This window comes from Streptomyces sp. NPDC007808, from assembly GCF_042868655.1.
Taxonomy (GTDB): domain Bacteria; phylum Actinomycetota; class Actinomycetes; order Streptomycetales; family Streptomycetaceae; genus Streptomyces.
The window spans coordinates 312650-331189 of record NZ_JBIAEQ010000008.1 but is presented as its reverse complement, the minus strand read 5'-3'; the positions used below and the strand labels follow the sequence as shown (position 1 = coordinate 331189).

The window sequence follows — 18540 nt, the reverse complement described above, 5'->3', positions numbered from 1 at the left end:
TCCTCGGCGGACCATCCGGTCCGCCATCGCCAAGACGGCGAGCAGGGAGGAAGCCCGGTGCGAATCCGGCGCGGTCCCGCCACTGTGAGCCCGCCCCGCAAGGCGGGTGAGCCAGGAACTCCCTTCCCCGAGCGCTCGGCTGCGTACGAGCAGGGGAGACCCCAACCCGACACCGCCCGGGGCGCGGACACCCCGAGGAAGGCCGACGCCGCATGCTGCATTCTTCCGGGGGTCGCTCCCCGCACCCCCGCATCCTGCTCCTGTCGACGTCCGACACCGACCTGCTCAGCGCCCGCGCGGCCGGCGGCCCGGTGCCCTACCGCTTCGCCAACCCCGCGCGCCTCCCGCTCGACGACCTGCCCGGCCTCCTCGACGGCGTCGACCTCGTCGTCGTACGCCTTCTCGGCGGCATCCGCGCCTGGCAGGACGGCCTCGACCTGCTCCTCGCCGACGGCCGCCCGGTCGTCGTCCTGACCGGCGAACAGGCCCCGGACGCCCAGCTGATGGCCGCCTCCACGGTGCCGGTCGGCATCGCCGCCGAGGCCCACGCCTACCTCGCCCACGGCGGCCCCGCCAACCTGGAGCAGCTGGCCCGCTTCCTGTCCGACACGGTCCTGCTGACCGGGCACGGCTTCGAGGCCCCGGCGCCCGCGCCGAGTTGGGGCCCGCTGGAACGCGACTCCCGTGCGACGGACGGCCCGACGGTGGCCGTGCTCTACTACCGCGCCCACCACATGAGCGGCAACACCGCCTTCGTGGACGCCCTGTGCGGTGCGATCGAGGACGCGGGCGGCCGTGCGCTCCCGCTGTACGTGGCGTCGCTGCGCGCTCCCGAACCCGAGCTGATCGAGGAACTCCGCGCCGCCGACGCCCTCGTCACCACCGTCCTCGCCGCCGGCGGCACCAAGCCCGCCGAGGCGTCCGCGGGCGGCGACGACGAGTCCTGGGACGCCGGCGCCCTCACCACCCTGGACGTGCCGATCCTGCAGGCCCTGTGCCTGACCGGCTCGCGGGCCGACTGGGAGGAGAACGACGAGGGCGTCTCCCCGCTGGACGCGGCCAGCCAGATCGCCGTACCCGAGTTCGACGGCCGCCTCATCACCGTCCCGTTCTCCTTCAAGGAGATCGACGAGGACGGGCTGCCCGCGTACGTCGCCGACCCCGAGCGCGCGGCCCGCGTCGCCGGGATCGCCGTACGCCACGCCCGTCTTCGGCACATCCCGGCCGCCGACAAGCGTCTCGCGCTCGTGCTGTCCGCCTACCCGACCAAGCACTCCCGCATCGGCAACGCGGTGGGCCTCGACACCCCCGCCAGCGCGGTCGCGCTGCTGCGCAGGCTGAAGGCGGAGGGCTACAGCTTCGACGACGTCCCGGGGCTCGTCTCGGGCGACGGCGACGAACTGATCCGCGCGCTGATCGAGGCCGGCGGCCACGACCAGGACTGGCTCACCGAGGAGCAGCTCGCCCGCAACCCGGTCCGGATCCCAGCGGCCGACTACCGCCGCTGGTTCGCCACGCTCCCCGAGGAGCTGCGGTCGGCCGTAGAGGAGCACTGGGGCCCGCCGCCCGGCGAGATGTTCGTCGACCGCAGCCGCAACAAGGAGGGCGACATCGTGCTCGCCGCCCTCCGCTTCGGGAACCTGCTGATCCTGATCCAGCCGCCGCGCGGTTTCGGTGAGAACCCGATCGCCATCTACCACGACCCGGATCTGCCGCCCTCCCACCACTACCTGGCCGCCTACCGCTGGATCGCCGCCCGTGCCGAGGACGGCGGCTTCGGCGCCGACGCGATGATCCACCTGGGCAAGCACGGCAACCTGGAGTGGCTGCCCGGCAAGAACGCCGGCCTGTCCGCCGCCTGCGGCCCCGACGCGGCCCTCGGTGACCTCCCCCTGATCTACCCCTTCCTCGTCAACGACCCCGGTGAGGGCACCCAGGCCAAGCGCCGGGTGCACGCCACCCTCGTCGACCACCTCGTGCCGCCCATGGCCCGCGCCGACTCCTACGGCGACATCGCGCGCCTGGAGCAACTGCTCGACGAGTACGCCCAGATCTCCTCCATGGACCCGGCGAAGCTCCCGGCGATCCGCGCCCAGATCTGGACCCTCATCCAGGCCGCGAGGCTCGACCACGACCTCGGCCTGGAGGACCGCCCCGACGACGACGGCTTCGACGACTTCCTGCTGCACGTCGACGGCTGGCTCTGCGAGGTCAAGGACGCCCAGATCCGCGACGGCCTGCACGTCCTGGGCAACCCGCCGGCGGGGGAGGACCGCGTCAACCTCGTCCTGGCCATCCTCCGCGCCCGCCAGATCTGGGGCGGTACGACGGCCCTGCCCGGCCTGCGCGAGGCCCTCGGCCTGGACGAGTCCGCCGCGACCCGCACCACGGCCGACGAGGCCGAGGGCAAGGCCCGTGCCCTCGTCCAGGCGATGGAGGACGCGGACTGGGACCCGGCCGCCGTCCCCACCGAGCACGGCGAACAGGTGGCGGCCGTCCTGGAGTTCGCGGCCCGCGAGGTCGTCCCGCGCCTGTCGGCCACGACGGCCGAACTCGACCACGCGGTCCACGCCCTGGCCGGCGGTTTCGTCCCGGCCGGCCCCTCCGGATCCCCGCTCCGCGGCTTGGTGAACGTCCTTCCGACCGGCCGCAACTTCTACTCCGTCGACCCCAAGGCCGTCCCCTCCCGCCTCGCCTGGGAGACCGGCCAGGCCCTCGCGGACTCGCTGCTGGAGCGCTACCGCGCCGACAACGGTGAATGGCCCACCTCCGTGGGTCTGTCCCTGTGGGGCACGAGCGCGATGCGCACGGCGGGCGACGACGTGGCCGAGGCCCTCGCCCTCCTCGGCGTCCGCCCGGTCTGGGACGACGCCTCCCGTCGGGTGACGGGCCTGGAGCCGATCCCGTACGAGGAACTGGGCCGCCCGCGCATCGACGTGACCCTGCGCATCTCGGGCTTCTTCCGCGACGCGTTCCCGCACACGATCGGCCTGCTGGACGACGCCGTACGCCTGGCCGCCTCCCTCGACGAACCGGCGGAGGCCAACCACGTACGCGCCCACGTCCAGGCCGACCTGGCCGCCCACGGCGACGAACGCCGCGCCACCACCCGTATCTTCGGCTCCCGCCCCGGCACCTACGGCGCCGGCCTGCTCCAGCTCATCGACTCCCGCGACTGGCGCACCGACGCCGACCTCGCCGAGGTCTACACGGTCTGGGGCGGCTACGCCTACGGCCGCGAACTGGACGGCCGTCCGGCCCGGGACGAGATGGAGACGGCGTACAAGAGGATCGCCGTCGCAGCGAAGAACACCGACACCCGCGAACACGACATCGCCGACTCGGACGACTACTTCCAGTACCACGGCGGCATGGTGGCGACCGTCCGCGCCCTGCGCGGCACCGCCCCCGAGGCGTACATCGGCGACTCCACCCGCCCCGAGACGGTCCGCACCCGCACCCTGGTCGAGGAGACCTCCCGCGTCTTCCGCGCGCGGGTCGTCAACCCCAAGTGGATCGAGGCGATGCGCCGCCACGGCTACAAGGGCGCCTTCGAACTCGCCGCCACGGTCGACTACCTCTTCGGCTACGACGCCACCACCGGCGTGGTCGCCGACTGGATGTACGACAAGCTCACCGAGACCTACGTCCTGGACCCGGCCAACCGCGAGTTCCTCCAGCAGGCCAACCCCTGGGCCCTGCACGGCATCGCCGAGCGGCTGCTGGAGGCCGAGTCCCGCGGGATGTGGGAGAAGCCCGACCCGGCGGTGCTGGACGCCCTGCGCCAGGTGTACCTGGAGACGGAGGGGAACCTCGAAGGGGGCGAGGACTGAGGGCCGTGGGCGAGCGTGCCGCCAGGACCTCCGCGACACGGCGGAGGTCCTAGGTCCAACGCCTGATCGATAAGGTGTCGCTCCTGCTGTTAGCGTGCAGCTGCACACCATTCGCAATAACGTCGGAGGACGTTGGACATGGCGGTTTACACGCTCCCGGAGCTTCCGTACGACTACGCGGCTCTCGCGCCCGTGATCAGCCCCGAGATCATCGAGCTGCACCACGACAAGCACCACGCCGCGTACGTCAAGGGCGCCAACGACACCCTGGAGCAGCTTGCCGAGGCGCGGGACAAGGAGTCGTGGGGCTCGATCAACGGCCTGGAGAAGAACCTGGCCTTCCACCTCTCCGGCCACATCCTGCACTCGATCTACTGGCACAACATGACCGGCGACGGCGGCGGCGAGCCGCTGGAGAAGGACGGCGTTGGCGAGCTGGCGGACGCGATCGCCGAGTCCTTCGGCTCCTTCGCGGCCTTCAAGGCCCAGCTGTCCAAGGCGTCGGCCACGACCCAGGGTTCGGGCTGGGGTGTGCTCGCGTATGAGCCGCTGAGCGGTCGTCTGATCGTCGAGCAGGTCTACGACCACCAGGGCAACGTCGGCCAGGGCTCGACCCCGATCCTGGTCTTCGACGCCTGGGAGCACGCCTTCTACCTGCAGTACAGGAACCAGAAGGTCGACTTCATCGAGGCCATGTGGCAGGTCGTCAACTGGCAGGACGTGGCCAGGCGCTACGCCGCCGCCAAGGAGCGCGGCGACAGCCTGCTGCTCGCGCCGTGACGGGCTAGCGCGTCGCCGGACATGACGGAAGGGCTCTTCCTGGGCGTGGACCCGCGGGAGCCCTTCCGTCGTCGTCTCGGCTCGTGGTGGGGGCGGACCGGGTGTCGGCGGTGCGTCGTCGCCCGCCTCGCCGGTGCTCAGGCACAGCGAGCGGACGACGGTGTCATGCAGCCGGTCCTACGGCATCGAGTGCATGACGCTCACTGCCCGCCGGGCGCCGTCAGGTTCTCCAGCAGTTGGACCACGGCCGACTTCGGGACGGTCTCGTCCCCCCAGCCGCCGCTCTGCCCCAAGGTCGGGCTGCGGTCCGTGGAGGTTGAACCCTTGGTGTCGTTGACGCCCTGGAGGATGCCGAAGTCGATGGGGCCGTCGTCCGCCGAGGCGGGCACCGGGGCCGCGAGGAGGGCCGCGCCGGCGAGGGTGAGGGAAGTGATCGTCTTCTTCATGCCTGGCTCAACGACGACCGTGCCGCCGGGATGTCCTGTTCCGCACCTTTGGTGGAGTGTGGGGCCGCCTCTGCCCGTGAGCCCATACCCACGAACGGGCAGCGATGCGGGGGCCGGTCCGTGCGCCGTCGCGAGCGGTCGCCTGGCATGATCGCTCCGTGATCAGTGAAACGGCGCAGCCGAGCCGCATGAAGTACGTACTGTTCGATGTCGACGGCACGTTGATCGACGCGCTGAGCAATCAGCGCACGGTCTGGGCCACTTGGGCGGAGCGGTACGGGCTGGACGCCGACGAGGTCTACCGGGTGGCTCTGCGGACCCGGCCGATGGAGACGTTCGCGCAGGTCGCCGCGGGCCGTGACCCCGACGAATGCCTGGCCGTGCTGCACGAGTTGGAGGACGAGGACGTCCGCTCGGGCAGCTACACGGCCTTCGACGGCGCCGCGGAGCTGCTGCGTGCCCTGCCGCCGGGGTCCTGGGCGCTGGTCACCTCGAACTACGAGCACCGGGTACGCGGCCGGTTCGAGCGGACGGGCTTGCCGGTCCCGGACGTGATCGTGGACGCCGCCGCTGTCGAGGAGGGCAAGCCGTCCCCCGTCCCGTACCTCCAAGCCGCCGCGCACCTGGGGGCCGACCCCGGAGACTGCCTGGTCATCGAGGACGCCCCGTCCGGAGTGCGCTCCGGGACCCGGGCCGGGATGACGGTGTGGGGCGTGAACGCCGCCGTCCCCGTGGAGGGTGTGCACCGCCACTTCGCCAGTCTGAGCGAGGCGGCCCCGCACATTCTGGCCTCCGTGTGCGGGCCGCGGGGGGCCACCGGAGCCACAGAAGTCACCAGCGCCGGCTGATCGCCCTTCGGAGGAACGGAAGAGCGAGGGCGTCCGAGTTCCAGCGGGTGCGCGCAGGCGGTCCACACGTGCAACGGCACCGGTCCGCGCGGGCCCGGCCGACGTCGATGGTGACGCTGGGGCGGTCTCGACCAGGGTGAGGCCCGTCCTGCGGTGACCTGGCGGTGGGGCCGCTGCGCTCAGCCGTGCTTGCTCAGAGCCAGTCCCGCCGCTTGAAGATGACGTACAGACTGGTGCAAACCGCAGCCATCAGGGCGATGGCAAAGGGGTATCCGAATCCCCAGTGCAACTCCGGCATGTGTTCGAAGTTCATGCCGTAAACCGTCCCGACGAGCGTCGGGGCGAACAGGATCGCCGCCCACGACGAGATCTTCTTGATCTCCTCGTTCTGCTCGAACCCCGCCTCCGCCAACGCCCGCATCTCCGCGTTCTGCTGCTGCGTCACCAGCGTCGCGTTCACCGTGAGGATCTCGGTGAGGGCCTGGCGGAAGCCGTCGACGCGTTCGCTGGTGTGCGTCACGTGGTCGGCGACGTCGCGGAGATAGCGCTGCAGTTCCTCGTCCGTGTCGTACTTGGAGAAGCCGGCCATGAGGCCGTGCAGCATGCCGACCAGGGGGCGCGTGGCGCGCTGGAACTCGACCATCTCGCGGGAGAGTTCGTAGATGCGGCGGGAGACCTCCGGGTCGCCGCGGAAGACCTCGGTCTCGATCTCGTCGATGTCGTTCTGGACGCCCGCCACCACCGGTGCGTAGCCGTCGACCACCGCGTCGAGTATCGCGTAGAGGACCGCCTCCGGGCCGAGTTTGAGCAGTTCCGGCGACTCCTCCATGCGCCGCCGGACCGCCGACAGATCGGGGGCCGCGCCATGGCGGACCGTGATCACGAAGTCCGGGCCGACGAAGACGTGGAGCTCGCCGAAGTCGACCTCCTCGGGCGCGTCCAGGTAGCGGGCCGCGCGCAGGACGACGAAGAGGGTGTCGCCGTAGCGCTCCAGCTTGGGGCGCTGGTGTGCCTCCATCGCGTCCTCGACGGCGAGCGGGTGCAGGTCGAACTCGGCCGCGAGCGAGAGCAGTTCGGACTCGGTGGGGCGGGCCAGCCCGATCCAGGCCATGCCGGACGGCTGTTCGCGCAGCTCGCGGTAGGTGTCGGCGAGGCCGGTGGGGGAGGAGACGCGTACGCCGTCCTGGTACAGCGCCGCCTCCACGACGCTCGCCACCTCGGCGGTCTCCGAGGCCTCGGCCTCCGGCTGGGCGGTGGCCGAGGTCGGTGCTTCCGGTGACCTCGGCGAAGCGAGGGCTCGGCGCCAGACTGACTTCATGGGGTTCTTGGAGACGGGTCGGGCGCGTCGCTCGGACATCGCGGCTGCCTCCCGGTCGGGACGACGAGTGCGTGCGTGATCACGGAGCAGGATATACGGGGCGAATGTCGCGAGCGCGAGGGGGAGTCGGTCGGGGCCGGATGGGATTGAGGACAGAAGATGTCCGCAAGCCTGGTTAGCGTGAGTGGTATGACGAAGCGGACCACGAACCAGCGCACCACGACGAGCCGCGGCGCCGGCAGGGCGACGGCGGCGACCGGCACCGTCCTCAGCGCACGCGCCCTCAACCGGGCCACCCTCGACCGGCAGTTGCTGCTGCGCCGGTCGCCGCTGTCCGCCCTGGCGGCCGTGGAGCATCTGGTCGGCCTCCAGGCCCAGGAGGTCAAGCCGCCGTACTACGCGCTCGCCGCCCGCCTCGACGGCTTCACGACCGAGGAGCTCTCCGGACTGCTCGCCGACCGCGCGGTCGTACGCATCGTCACCATGCGCTCGACGATCCACATGCACACCGCGGACGACAGCCTCACTCTGCGTCCGCTGGTGCAACCCGCCCGGGACCGCGAGATCAACTACTTCCGCAAGGGCCTCGTCGGCGTCGACCTGGACCGCCTCGCCGTGCTCGCCCGTGAACTCGTCGAGGCCGAGCCCCGCACCATGAAGCAGCTGCGCGAGGCCCTCGGCGCCGAGTGGCCGGACGCCGACCCGCAGTCGCTGGCCGTCGCGGCCCGCTGCAAGCTCCCGCTGGTCCAGGTGACCCCGCGTGGAATGTGGGGCCGCAGTGCCCAGGTCACCCTCACGACCGCCGAGCACTGGCTCGACCGCCCCGCGCAACCGGCCGCCTCCGCCGAGGACGCGGTCCTGCGCTACCTGGCCGCCTTCGGGCCGGCCTCCGTGAAGGACATGCAGACCTGGTCCGGACTGACCAGGATGCGCGACGCCTTCGAACGGCTCCGCCCCGAGCTGGCCACCTTCCGGGACGAGAACGGCGTCGAACTCTTCGACCTCCCCGACGCCCCGCGGCCCGATCCGGACACCCCGGCCCCGCCCCGCTTCCTGCCCGAGTTCGACAACCTCCTCCTCTCCCATGCAGACCGCACGCGGGTCATCCCGCCCGCGAACCGCGGCCGCACCTGGCAGGCCAACACCTTCTACTGCCCGCTCCTCGTCGACGGCTTCCTCGCGGGGGTGTGGCGGATCCTGGGCGACGCCCTCGTCATCGAGCCGTTCACGGAGCTGACCAAGGCCCAGCGCGAAGAGGTGAGCGAGGAGGCGGAGCGGGTGCTGCGGGTGGTGCACTCGGGGACGCCGTACGACGTCCGCTTCGGAACCGTTATCTCCTAGGGGGTGCTGCGCGGGACTTCGGCGAGACCCCCTGGCGTCCGTCGCCGGGCCGCGGCACCTGATCGTCAGTCCGCCCGCCCGGTCACCGCGACCGTCACCCCGAGTCCGATCATCGTGCACCCGCCGGCTCCGCCTATCAGCGACAGCCGGCGGTCGGAGCGGGCGAACCAGGCGCGGGCCGCCGACGCGGTCAGGCCCCACAACGTGTCCGTGACCAGGCCGATGGTGATCGGGATCAGTCCCAGCAGCAGCATCTGCAGCGGCACACCGCCGGCCGAGTGGTCCACGAACTGGGGCAGGACGGCGGCGAAGAACACGACGCCCTTGGGGTTGGTGACGCCGACGAGGACGCCGTCGAGGACCGTGCGCAGGTCACCGCGCGGCGGTCCCGCGGACTGCGTCCGTATCGCCGACGCCTTCAGCTCCTTGCGGTGCCGGAACGCCTGGATGCCCAAATACACGAGATACGCGGCGCCGGCCAGCTTCACCGTCAGATAGACGGTCGCGGACCGCTCCACCAGTGAGCCGATTCCCACCGCGACGGCGACCACCAGCAGGTACGAGCCGATGACATTGCCGAGCACGGTCGCCACGGCGGTGCGGCGGCCGTGGGCCAGGGCACGGCCGATGACGAACAGCACGCTCGGTCCCGGGATCACGATCACCAGGACCGACATCGCCGCGAAGGCCAGGAACCGGTCTGCGGACACCATGCCCATCACCCCCATCCGGGACCCATTGAAACAGGGCGCACCGACAATGGACCTGGACGCGGACGACGACGCGGATCCGGACGGGACATGGACAGGGGGCGTTGCGGGCCGCTCGTGGAGGCCCGCAACGCCCCCTGGTCTTTCACCCGAGAGGTACTCGGGAAGCCTTCAGGGCGCCGTTCCCGGCTATGACCGCACCTGTGCGGTCACCTCCGCCGAGAAGGTGGTCAGCCGGGTGTAGACACCCGGGAAACCGGCCTGGGCGCAGCCTTCGCCCCAGGACGTTATCCCTGCCAGGACGCCCCCGATGATCAGGGGACCGCCGCTGTCGCCCTGGCAGGTGTCGACGCCGCCGGAGGTGGGTCCGGCGCAGACCATGTCGGACCGGACGAAGTCCGAGCCGTAGGAAGTCGCGCAACTGGAGTCGGCGACGACCGGCACGGTCGCCGTCCGCAGCTGGTTGGAGGAACTGCCGCCCGAGGAGGTGGTGCCCCAGCCGATGATGCGGGCCGTGGTGCCGGCGGCGTACACGCCGGTGTCCGCGGCGCCGACGTACTTGGCCGCCGTGTACGGCATCGAGGTCGAAAGGGTCAGCACGGCCACGTCGTTGCCCTCGGTGGCGGTCGTGTAGTCCGGGTGGACCCAGATCTTGCTGACCCGGCTGACGGTGCCGTTCGTCCCGTTGCGGTAGGTGCGGCCACCGACGACACGGAGGCTGCTGGTGGTCTCGCCGGCCAGGCAGTGCGCCGCGGTGACGACCTTGGTGGCGGAGACGAGCGTGCCGCCGCAGAACTGGCTCTGCGAGGCGTCCGTGATCTGCATCATGAACGGGTACGCGGTCGTCGTGGTCGTCGTGCCCCCCACGATGCGCGTGGAGGCGGCCTCAGCGGTGGGGGCGCTGAGCAACGCCGCCGCGGCGGCGGCAGCGGTCGCCGCGACGGCGGCGGTCTTTCTGGCACGGGTGAGCCCGAACATGAGACTCCTCTTGGGGATCGCCGGTGGGGGGAAGCGCGGATGTGGGGGGTGTGCACGGGGGCCGCGGGACCGCCCCCGTGTGCCCGGCGAGCGGCACGCCCCCCAAATTAGGTCGCGCGACATCCCTTCCCAATGAGGGAACCCCCTAGGGGAGTTGGGCAGGGAAAACCCTCGGTCGTGTCAGGTCAAACCTCGACCGACCGACCAGGACGGGTGAATTCGCGACACTCGGCTCCGACTCAGGTCGTGCGGCGGCCCGCCGCCAGCCTCACGATGTCGACCCGCGATCGGATACCGAGCTTGCGGTAGACACGGGTAAGGGTCGCTTCGACCGTTTTGACGCTGATGAACAGTCGCGTGGCGATCTCCCGGTTGGTCGCGCCCTCCATCACGAGGGCGGCGACCTGACGCTCCATCGAGGCGAGCCCGTCCAGGCCGTCCACGCCGTCCCGACCGTTCGGCGCGGAGGCGGGGGTGGGGACCGCCTGCGCACGGCGCGCCTCGGTGGCCGCCTCCACCCGCCGCAGCCAGGGCAGGGCCCGGCAACGGCGGAACAGCCGGGTCGCCTCGTCGTACGACGTCGGACCCGGAGCGCTCGTACGCAGCTGGGCCAGGGCGAAGGCGGCCCGGGCCTCCTCCAGGCCGTAGCCCAGTCTGCCGAGCCGGTCCTGCGCCGACGTCGCCTGGGCCACGGCGGCCTCCTGCTCGCCGCGTGCCGCTCGGACCAGTGCCTCGGCCCGGTCGAGGACGGCCAGAACGCTCCCGCGGTTCAGCCGCAGCGCCTGCTCGCGCGTGACGTCGATGACGTCCTGCGCCTCCGCCAACTCCCCGCCGCGCACCAGGGCCTCGGCGAGGTCGCCGTGCCAGCGGCCGCGGGCGGGGTCGGTGATGCCGAGGCTCTGCTCCACCTCCCGCACCCGGCGCAGCGAGCCGACGGCGGCGGAGGTGTCCCCGGCCACCAGCTGGGCGTGGCCGAGAGCGGCCAGGGCGCGCGAGCAGTACATCTGGTCGCCGTCCCGCTCGGCGTGCTCCAGGGCCTCACGCGCCAGCGCCAGCGCCCGGTCCACCTCGCCGCCCGCGGCCTCCGCGAGCGAGGTGAGCACGGCGGAGGCCACCTCGCCGATCCCGGTGTCGCGGGCCAGCCGCAGGCTCTCGCGGGCGAGGTCGAGGGCGTGCCCGCAATGGCCGGAGTGCAGCTCGGTCTCGGCGACTCCGCGCAGGAAGTGCACCTCGCTCTCCACCCACCCGTGCCTGCGCACCTCGCGCAGCAGGGTGGTGACCGCGGTACGGGCCTCGGGCAACTGGTCGCTCATGATCAGCCAGCGGAAACGGGAGTAGCCGGCCCCGTTGTGATGGCAGGCCACCCTCGGGTCCTGAGGCTCCTGCAGCGCCCGCCGGATGGTCGCCGGGGCGTCCGGGTGCCCCATCAGGGTCTCGATCTGGGCCTGGAAGGCGAGCGCCATCAGCTCGGTGTACCGGTCGTCCGCGCGTGCGGCCAGCGCCGCGGCGTACGCCGCCTCCTCCCGGGCCTCGTCGAAGTCGCCCTTGACGAGTACCGCGCGCCAGGTCAGCTGGTAGTGGACGAGCGCCAGCAGCCTCGGGTCCTCGCCCGCGTCGGCCAGGGCCTGCGGGAAGACCGCGTCGACCTCGGTCATCGCGTGACCCGCCGTGTCGATCACGATGATCCAGGCCCGCACCCGGTCCGCGGGAACCGTCGCCCGGGTGAGCACCTCGCGGGCGATGTCCCGCGCGAGGTCCAGCTCCCCGGCCGTGACCGCGTCCTCGGCGGCGTCCAGCCGCAGCACCTCCGGACGCGGCGGACCGTCCGCGGGGGTGTGCCGGGCGGCCAGCAGGGAGAGCTGCGCGGCCACCGAGGGCGCTCCGCGGTCGCGTGCCAGGGCGGCGGCCTCGGCCAACCGGGCCGCGACCTCGGGGTCCGTGCCGGAGGTCGCCAGGGCCAGGTGCCGGGCGCGCTCGATGGGGTCGGACGCCGCGGTGGACAGCGCGGTGTGCGCGGCGCGACGTTCCTGCGCCGGTGCCTCCGCGTACAGCGCGGCGGAGATCATCGGGTGCGCGAACCGCAGGGCGGGGCCCTCGGGCTCGGTCGCCAGCAGCCCGAGCTCGGCGGCCTGCGCGGTCTCGGCCTCGGCGTTGTGCCGGCCTGCCGCGTGCAGCAGGGCCAGCGTGGGGCGGGCGCCGGCACTCGCGACCAGCAGGGTGCGGCGGGCCTCCTGCGACAGCATCTCCAGGCGGTTGAGCACCAGGGCGCGCAGCGAGGTGGGCACCGGCAGGGGTTCGCCGGCCCGGGGCGGGGTGGGGTTCTCGGCGAGGGCGCGGCCCAGTTCGAGGGCGAACAGGGCGTTGCCCCCGCTGGTGCGGTGGATGTCCCGGACCGTGGAGCGCGGCAGGCCCGTGAAGCCGCGGTGGTCGAGAAGTGCGGACATCTGGGCGCGCGTCAGCGGACCCAGCCGTACGGCGAGGGTGTCCGGCGGCGCCGCCCGCAGATGACGGTCGTACTCCTGGTCCTCGGTGCGTACCGCGCACAGCATCCGCACGGGCGTGTCGCCCAGGCGGCGGGCGGCGAAGCCCAGGAGTTCGGCACTGGCGGGGTCGAGCCACTGGAGGTCGTCGGCGACGACGAGGACGGGCCCGGCCTCGGCGAGGGCGCGCAGGGCCGACAGCACGGCCAGACGCAGCGCCAGGCCGTCGCGTTGCAGGGTGGACTCGCCGCGGCCGGTGAGCGCCGCCTCCAGGGCGGTGCGCTGGGCGGCGGGGAGCCGGTCGGACACCTCGTCCAGGACCAGACCGAGGAGGTCGGCCAGGGCGAGGAAGGGGAGATGGGATTCGGTCTCCGTGGGTGAGCAGCGCAACACGGTGCGGGCCTCGTGGCCGTATTCCGCGGCCAATGCCCGCAGGACCGTGGACTTCCCAATTCCGGCAGGCCCGTGGAGCAGCACGCTGCCGCCCCGCTCCAGCTGCTCACGCGCCGCGCCGAACAGCTCCTCCCTGCCGATGACCTGGTCGGGGCGGCATCTCGCAGGCTCCTTGAAGTCCCGTCGCACGGTCACCGCTCCCCTCCGTGTGTCGTGTTCGGGCCAATATTAGGCAACAGATCTTTGAAATTCGGACCGACGACGTGGTGAGGCAAATTACAGCCGCGAGGCATGGGCAAATTCAAAGGCCCGCCGAATGAATGGAGGGTCGTCGAGGTGGGCTGGACCACCATGACGACCCGATGCCGGCCCACTGCGCTCCGGCTGCCGGTCCACCCCCGGACCCCCGGCGGACACCACGGCCCCATCGCGGCCCCACCACCGACGCACCACCCGCGCACCGCCCCACCCCCCCCCACGGACGCACCACCCCGGCGTCTACGGCAGCAACCCGGCCCGGCGTGCCGCCACCACCGCCTCTCCCCGGGTGCGCGTGCCCAGCTTGCGCATGGCCGAGCGCAGGTAGCCCTTGACCGTCTCGGCCCGCAGCCCGAGCCGCTCGGCGGCCACCGCGTTCGTGGCGCCGGCGGCGACACAGGCGAGCACGTCCAGCTCACGCGGGGCCAGCGTCACCGCGCTGGCGGGCCGCTCCGCCGTCAGCAGGGCGCAGGCCGCGAGGAGCTCCGAGCGCAGCGCGGGGTCGGTGATGCGCGGTGCCAGGGCCCGCAGCGCCGCGTGGGCCTCGCGCACCTGCTCCCGGTCGGCGCCCGCCTCGACCGGCGCCTGCCCCGGCCGTGCCGCCGCATCCAGCAGCTCCCGCACCTCGTCCCGCACCACCAGCGCCTGCTCCACGTCCCGTGCCGCCGCGACGGCCGCCGTCAGCGTGCGGTCACCGAGCGGCTGGGCCGTGCGCAGGGCGCCGTACAGGACACCGCGCACCCGGCGCCGTACCACGACCGGAACCGCCACCACCGAGCACAGGCCCTCGCGGGCGACGGCGGCGTCGTACTCGTGGCTGATCTGCCGCGAGCGGGAGTAGTCCGTGACCGCGCAGGGGCGGGCCAGCGCCGCCGCCTTGCCGCCCAGCCCGTGGCCGGCGGTCACGGCGAGTCCGCTCAGGGACTCGGTCGCCGTGCCGTTCAGCTCGCTGAGGCGCATCTGGCGGCACCCGGACTCCATCAGGCCGCCGAAGGCGACCGGGAGGCCCGTGGTGCGGCGCAGGCGCGCCAACGCGCCCCTCATCTCCACCGTTGCGGCCGCGTCCACTGCCACGTACTCGCCCTTTCGCTGCGGCTTCCCCGGAGCGCACACCCCCGTTCGGGGGTAGTGAGACCCACGTCACGGATTAGACGATGACAGAGAGCCGCCCGGCAAGGTCCGGTAACCAGGAGGACAGATGAAGACGGGGACGGAACTGTTCCGCAGCGCGCGGGACTTCCTGCTCGAACACCGCGAGGACTACACCGCGGCCTACGAGGGCTTCGCCTGGCCCCGGCCCGAGCGGTTCAACTGGGCGCTCGACTGGTTCGACGTCATCGCGGACGGGAACGACCGCACCGCGCTGCACATCGTCGAGGAGGACGGCACCGAGGTCCGGGTGTCCTTCGCCGAGATGGCCGAGCGCTCCGCGCGCGTCGCGGGCTGGCTGCGCGAGCGCGGGGTGCGGGCCGAGGACCGCGTCCTCGTGATGCTCGGCAACCAGGTCGAGCTGTGGGAGACGGCGCTCGCCGCGATGAAGCTGCGCGCCGTCGTCATCCCGGCCACCCCGCTGCTCGGCCCCGCCGATCTGCGCGACCGGGTCGAGCGGGGCCGGGTCCGCCATGTGCTGGTGCGCGCCGAGGACACCGGCAAGTTCGACGAGGTGCCCGGGAGCTACACACGCGTCACCGTCGGCGGGGCGCGCGAGGGGTGGCAGACGTACGAGGACGCGTACGACGCCTCCGCCGCGTTCACGCCCGACGGGCCGACCGCGGCCGACGACCCGCTGATGCTCTACTTCACCTCCGGCACCACGGCCCGCCCCAAGCTGGTCGAGCACACCCACACCTCGTACCCGATCGGGCACCTGGCCACGATGTACTGGATCGGCCTCAGGCCCGGCGACGTGCACCTGAACATCTCCTCGCCCGGCTGGGCCAAGCACGCCTGGTCCAACCTGTTCGCGCCCTGGAACGCGGAGGCGACCGTCTTCATCCACAACTACACCCGCTTCGACGCGGCCCGGCTGATGGCCGAGATGGACCGCGCGGGTGTCACCACCTTCTGCGCCCCGCCGACCGTCTGGCGCATGCTCATCCAGGCCGACCTGAGCGCCCTGCGCAACCGGCCCCGTGAGGCCGTCGCCGCCGGTGAGCCGCTCAACCCCGAGGTCATCGAAAGGGTCCGCGAGGCCTGGGGCGTGACGATCCGGGACGGCTTCGGGCAGACCGAGACAGCCGTCCAGGTCTCCAACAGCCCCGGCCAGCCCCTGAAGACAGGCTCCATGGGGCGGCCCAGCCCCGGCTTCCGCGTCGAGCTCCTCGACCCGGTGACCGGCGCGCCCGGCGCCGAGGAGGGCGAGATCGCGCTCGACCTCTCGGCGCGGCCGGTCGGTGTGATGACCGGCTACCACGGCGACGCGGACCGCACGGCGGAGGCGATGGCGGGCGGCTACTACCGCACCGGTGACATCGGCTCCCGCGACGCCGAGGGCTACATCACCTACGTGGGCCGGGCGGACGACGTCTTCAAGGCGAGCGACTACAAGATCTCCCCCTTCGAGCTGGAGAGCGCCCTTCTGGAGCACGAGGCGGTGGCCGAGGCGGCCGTGGTGCCGGCGCCGGACGAACTGCGGCTCGCGGTGCCGAAGGCGTACGTCGTGCTCGCGGAGGGCTGGGAGCCGGGCCCCGACACGGCGAAGGTGCTCTTCGAGCACTCACGGGAGGTCCTGGCTCCGTACAAGCGCGTCCGCCGCCTGGAGTTCGCGCCGCTGCCCAAGACCGTCTCCGGCAAGATCCGGCGCATCGAACTGCGCGAGGCCACGGCGGCCGGGTCGGACGCCGAGTACCGCGAGGAGGACTTCCGGTGACGTCCGAGCTGTCGTACACGCACGGGACGAGCGGGACGGCCCTGCTGGGGGACACGATCGGGGCCAACCTGGACCGGGCCGTGGCGGCCTGGCCGGAGCGGGAGGCACTGGTCGACGTGCCGTCCGGGCGGCGCTGGACGTACGCCCGGTTCGCGGCCGACGTCGACCAGCTGGCGTACGCGCTGCTCGCGAGCGGGATCGGCAAGGGCGACCGGGTGGGCATCTGGGCGATCAACTGTCCCGAGTGGGTCCTGGTCCAGTACGCCACCGCGCGGATCGGCGCGATCATGGTGAACATCAACCCGGCCTACCGCACCCACGAGGTCGAGTACGTCCTCAACCAGGCCGGTGTCTCACTGCTGTTCGCCTCCCTCAGCCACAAGACCAGTGACTACCGGGCGATGGTCGACCAGGTGCGGGGCCGCTGCCCGCGGTTGCGGGAGACCGTGTTCATCGGTGACCCGAGCTGGGAGGCGCTCCTCGCGCGCGGAACGCCGGTGCCCTTCGAGGACCTGTCCTGCGACGACCCGATCAACATCCAGTACACGTCGGGGACGACGGGCTTCCCCAAGGGGGCCACCCTCTCCCACCACAACATCCTGAACAACGGCTACTTCGTGGGCGAGATGATCGCCTACAGCGAGCAGGACCGGGTGTGCATCCCCGTGCCCTTCTACCACTGCTTCGGCATGGTCATGGGCAACCTGGCCGCCACCTCCCACGGCGCCTGCATGGTGATCCCGGCCCCCTCCTTCGACCCGAAGGCCACGCTGGAGGCCGTCCAGCGGGAGCGCTGCACCTCCCTGTACGGCGTGCCGACCATGTTCATCGCGGAGTTGAACCACCCCGACTTCGCCTCGTACGACCTGACCTCCTTGCGCACCGGCATCATGGCGGGCTCGCCCTGCCCGGTGGAGGTGATGAAGCGGGTGGTCTCGGAGATGCACATGGCCGAGGTGTCGATCTGCTACGGCATGACGGAGACCTCGCCCGTCTCCACCCAGACCCGGCGCGACGACGACCTCGAACACCGCACCGGCACGGTCGGCCGCGTGCTGCCGCACATCGAGGTGAAGATCGTCGATCCGGTGACGGGAGTGACCCTGCCCCGCGGCACGGCGGGCGAGTTGTGCACCCGCGGCTACAGCGTGATGCTCGGCTACTGGAACGAGCCCGAGAAGACCGCCGAGTCCGTCGACGCGGGGCGCTGGATGCACACCGGTGACCTGGCGACGATGCGGGAGGACGGCTATGTCGAGATCGTCGGCCGCATCAAGGACATGATCATCCGTGGCGGCGAGAACATCTACCCGCGCGAGATCGAGGAGTTCCTGTACGCCCACCCCAAGATCGCGGACGTCCAGGTCGTCGGGGTGCCGCACGAGCGGTACGGCGAGGAGGTGCTGGCGTGCGTCATCCCGCGTGACCCCGACGACCCGCTGACGCTGGCGGAACTGCGGGCCTTCTGCGACGGGCGGCTGGCGCACTACAAGGTTCCGAGCCGGTTGCGGGTCCTCGACTCCTTCCCGATGACCGTCTCCGGGAAGGTGCGCAAGGTGGAGCTGCGGGAGAGGTACGCGGAGAGCCGGGACTGACCGCTCGGTCCCTGACGAAGACGAACGGGTGTGCACGACGGCCTGGTCGACGACGCCGTCCAGGAGCTGTTCGAGTACGGCGGTGTCCACGCGGTCGTGTTGACGGCTCCAGGTCGCGGCGCATGCACACCCGGTCGTGCTACCGGCTGTCCAGGTCGCGGCGCATGCACACGCGCGGCCATCGGTCGAGGCCGAGCTCCGCCTCGTGGGCGCGGATCTCCCGAAGCCCGGAGGTGAGCTCGGCCCGGTCCAGTACGCGAAAGCCCAGGCGGGTGTAGTACGGCGCGTTCCACGGGACCTCGGTGAAGGTGGTCAGGGTGAGTGCGGCGAGGTCCTGCTCGCGTGCGCGGTCGGCGGCGTACGCGAGGAGGGCGCGGCCGACGCCCCGGCGGGCGGCGTCCGGGTGGACCGAGACCTGCTCGATGTGCAGGGCACCGTCGACGGGCTCGCAGATCAGGTAACCGACCGGGCATTCATCGGCGTCGCGGGCGACCCAGGCGCGGCCCGCCCGGCGGTAGCGGTCCAGGACGTCCAGGGTGGGCGGCTCGTCGTCGGCGATCGCCGCCATGCCGACGTCGCGGAAGGCGGCTCCCGCGGCGCGCTCGATGTCCTGGAGGCCAGGCAGGTCGTCGGACGTCGCGGGGCGGATACGCATGAGTCGAGTGTCGGTCGTCGGTGGGGTGCGGCGCGA

13 protein-coding genes and 1 riboswitch are annotated in these 18540 nt (G+C 72.1%); of the genes, 6 read left to right on the top strand and 7 right to left on the bottom strand.

Translation table 11 applies throughout. The annotated features are described in order from the left end of the window. Positions 1 to 46 precede the first annotated feature (46 nt). A riboswitch (cobalamin riboswitch) is annotated at positions 47 to 121 on the top strand. Between the two features lie 91 nt (positions 122 to 212). Together cobN and ACFYNL_RS29865 are read left to right on the top strand one after the other, a co-directional pair. Next, positions 213 to 3833: a cobaltochelatase subunit CobN gene (cobN, locus tag ACFYNL_RS29870; protein ID WP_388808519.1), complete on the top strand. Its 3621-nt coding sequence runs from the start codon at positions 213 to 215 to the stop codon at positions 3831 to 3833. Between the two features lie 138 nt (positions 3834 to 3971). Next, positions 3972 to 4613, top strand: a complete 642-nt coding sequence (locus ACFYNL_RS29865) for a superoxide dismutase (protein ID WP_388808517.1) — start codon at positions 3972 to 3974, stop codon at positions 4611 to 4613. Between the two features lie 200 nt (positions 4614 to 4813). On the opposite strand, the gene ACFYNL_RS29860 is transcribed toward ACFYNL_RS29865, so the two are convergent. Further along, entirely contained in the window at positions 4814 to 5059 is a 246-nt protein-coding gene (locus ACFYNL_RS29860) for a hypothetical protein (protein WP_388808514.1), read from the bottom strand. 158 nt (positions 5060 to 5217) lie between these two features. Here ACFYNL_RS29860 and ACFYNL_RS29855 point away from each other — a divergent pair, with 158 nt between their 5' ends. Next, positions 5218 to 5907, top strand: coding sequence for an HAD family hydrolase (locus ACFYNL_RS29855; RefSeq protein WP_388808512.1), 690 nt, complete (start codon positions 5218 to 5220; stop codon positions 5905 to 5907). Positions 5908 to 6100: 193 nt separating this feature from the next. Here ACFYNL_RS29855 and ACFYNL_RS29850 read toward each other — a convergent pair whose 3' ends face one another. Further along, positions 6101 to 7264: a magnesium and cobalt transport protein CorA gene (locus ACFYNL_RS29850; protein WP_388808509.1), complete on the bottom strand. Its 1164-nt coding sequence runs from the start codon at positions 7262 to 7264 to the stop codon at positions 6101 to 6103. Positions 7265 to 7414: 150 nt separating this feature from the next. On the opposite strand from ACFYNL_RS29850, the gene ACFYNL_RS29845 reads away from it, so the two are divergent. Then, entirely contained in the window at positions 7415 to 8566 is a 1152-nt protein-coding gene (locus ACFYNL_RS29845) for a winged helix DNA-binding domain-containing protein (protein ID WP_388808506.1), read from the top strand. Positions 8567 to 8631: 65 nt separating this feature from the next. On the opposite strand, the gene ACFYNL_RS29840 is transcribed toward ACFYNL_RS29845, so the two are convergent. The 4 genes from ACFYNL_RS29840 to ACFYNL_RS29825 form a co-directional block, all read right to left on the bottom strand. Further along, positions 8632 to 9279 (bottom strand): LysE family translocator, encoded by a 648-nt coding sequence (locus ACFYNL_RS29840; protein ID WP_388808504.1) that lies wholly within the window; start codon positions 9277 to 9279, stop codon positions 8632 to 8634. Between the two features lie 186 nt (positions 9280 to 9465). After that, entirely contained in the window at positions 9466 to 10254 is a 789-nt protein-coding gene (locus tag ACFYNL_RS29835; protein ID WP_388808502.1) for a S1 family peptidase, read from the bottom strand. Between the two features lie 239 nt (positions 10255 to 10493). After that, positions 10494 to 13322, bottom strand: a complete 2829-nt coding sequence (locus ACFYNL_RS29830) for an AAA family ATPase (RefSeq protein WP_388808501.1) — start codon at positions 13320 to 13322, stop codon at positions 10494 to 10496. Between the two features lie 303 nt (positions 13323 to 13625). Further along, on the bottom strand, positions 13626 to 14459 hold the full coding sequence (locus ACFYNL_RS29825; RefSeq protein ID WP_388808498.1) for a response regulator transcription factor: 834 nt from the start codon (positions 14457 to 14459) through the stop codon (positions 13626 to 13628). A 124-nt stretch (positions 14460 to 14583) separates the two neighbouring features. Between ACFYNL_RS29825 and ACFYNL_RS29820 the strand changes: the two genes are divergently transcribed. Beyond that, positions 14584 to 16254: an AMP-binding protein gene (locus ACFYNL_RS29820; RefSeq protein WP_388808496.1), complete on the top strand. Its 1671-nt coding sequence runs from the start codon at positions 14584 to 14586 to the stop codon at positions 16252 to 16254. Next, entirely contained in the window at positions 16251 to 17849 is a 1599-nt protein-coding gene (locus ACFYNL_RS29815) for an AMP-binding protein (RefSeq protein WP_388808493.1), read from the top strand. The genes ACFYNL_RS29820 and ACFYNL_RS29815 overlap by 4 nt, the downstream gene beginning before the upstream one ends. A gap of 139 nt (positions 17850 to 17988) precedes the next feature. On the opposite strand, the gene ACFYNL_RS29810 is transcribed toward ACFYNL_RS29815, so the two are convergent. Then, a complete protein-coding gene (locus ACFYNL_RS29810) occupies positions 17989 to 18504 on the bottom strand; it encodes a GNAT family N-acetyltransferase (protein ID WP_388808490.1) in 516 nt (171 codons plus the stop codon). Between the last annotated feature and the right edge of the window lie 36 nt (positions 18505 to 18540).

Coding starts and splice junctions, on each gene's coding strand:
- cobN (WP_388808519.1), top strand. CDS start 213: ATGCTGCATTCTTCCGGGGGTCGCTCCCCGCACCCCCGCATCCTGCTC.
- ACFYNL_RS29865 (WP_388808517.1), top strand. CDS start 3,972: ATGGCGGTTTACACGCTCCCGGAGCTTCCGTACGACTACGCGGCTCTC.
- ACFYNL_RS29860 (WP_388808514.1), bottom strand. CDS start 5,059: ATGAAGAAGACGATCACTTCCCTCACCCTCGCCGGCGCGGCCCTCCTC.
- ACFYNL_RS29850 (WP_388808509.1), bottom strand. CDS start 7,264: ATGTCCGAGCGACGCGCCCGACCCGTCTCCAAGAACCCCATGAAGTCA.
- ACFYNL_RS29845 (WP_388808506.1), top strand. CDS start 7,415: ATGACGAAGCGGACCACGAACCAGCGCACCACGACGAGCCGCGGCGCC.
- ACFYNL_RS29840 (WP_388808504.1), bottom strand. CDS start 9,279: ATGGTGTCCGCAGACCGGTTCCTGGCCTTCGCGGCGATGTCGGTCCTG.
- ACFYNL_RS29835 (WP_388808502.1), bottom strand. CDS start 10,254: ATGTTCGGGCTCACCCGTGCCAGAAAGACCGCCGCCGTCGCGGCGACC.
- ACFYNL_RS29820 (WP_388808496.1), top strand. CDS start 14,584: ATGAAGACGGGGACGGAACTGTTCCGCAGCGCGCGGGACTTCCTGCTC.
- ACFYNL_RS29810 (WP_388808490.1), bottom strand. CDS start 18,504: ATGCGTATCCGCCCCGCGACGTCCGACGACCTGCCTGGCCTCCAGGAC.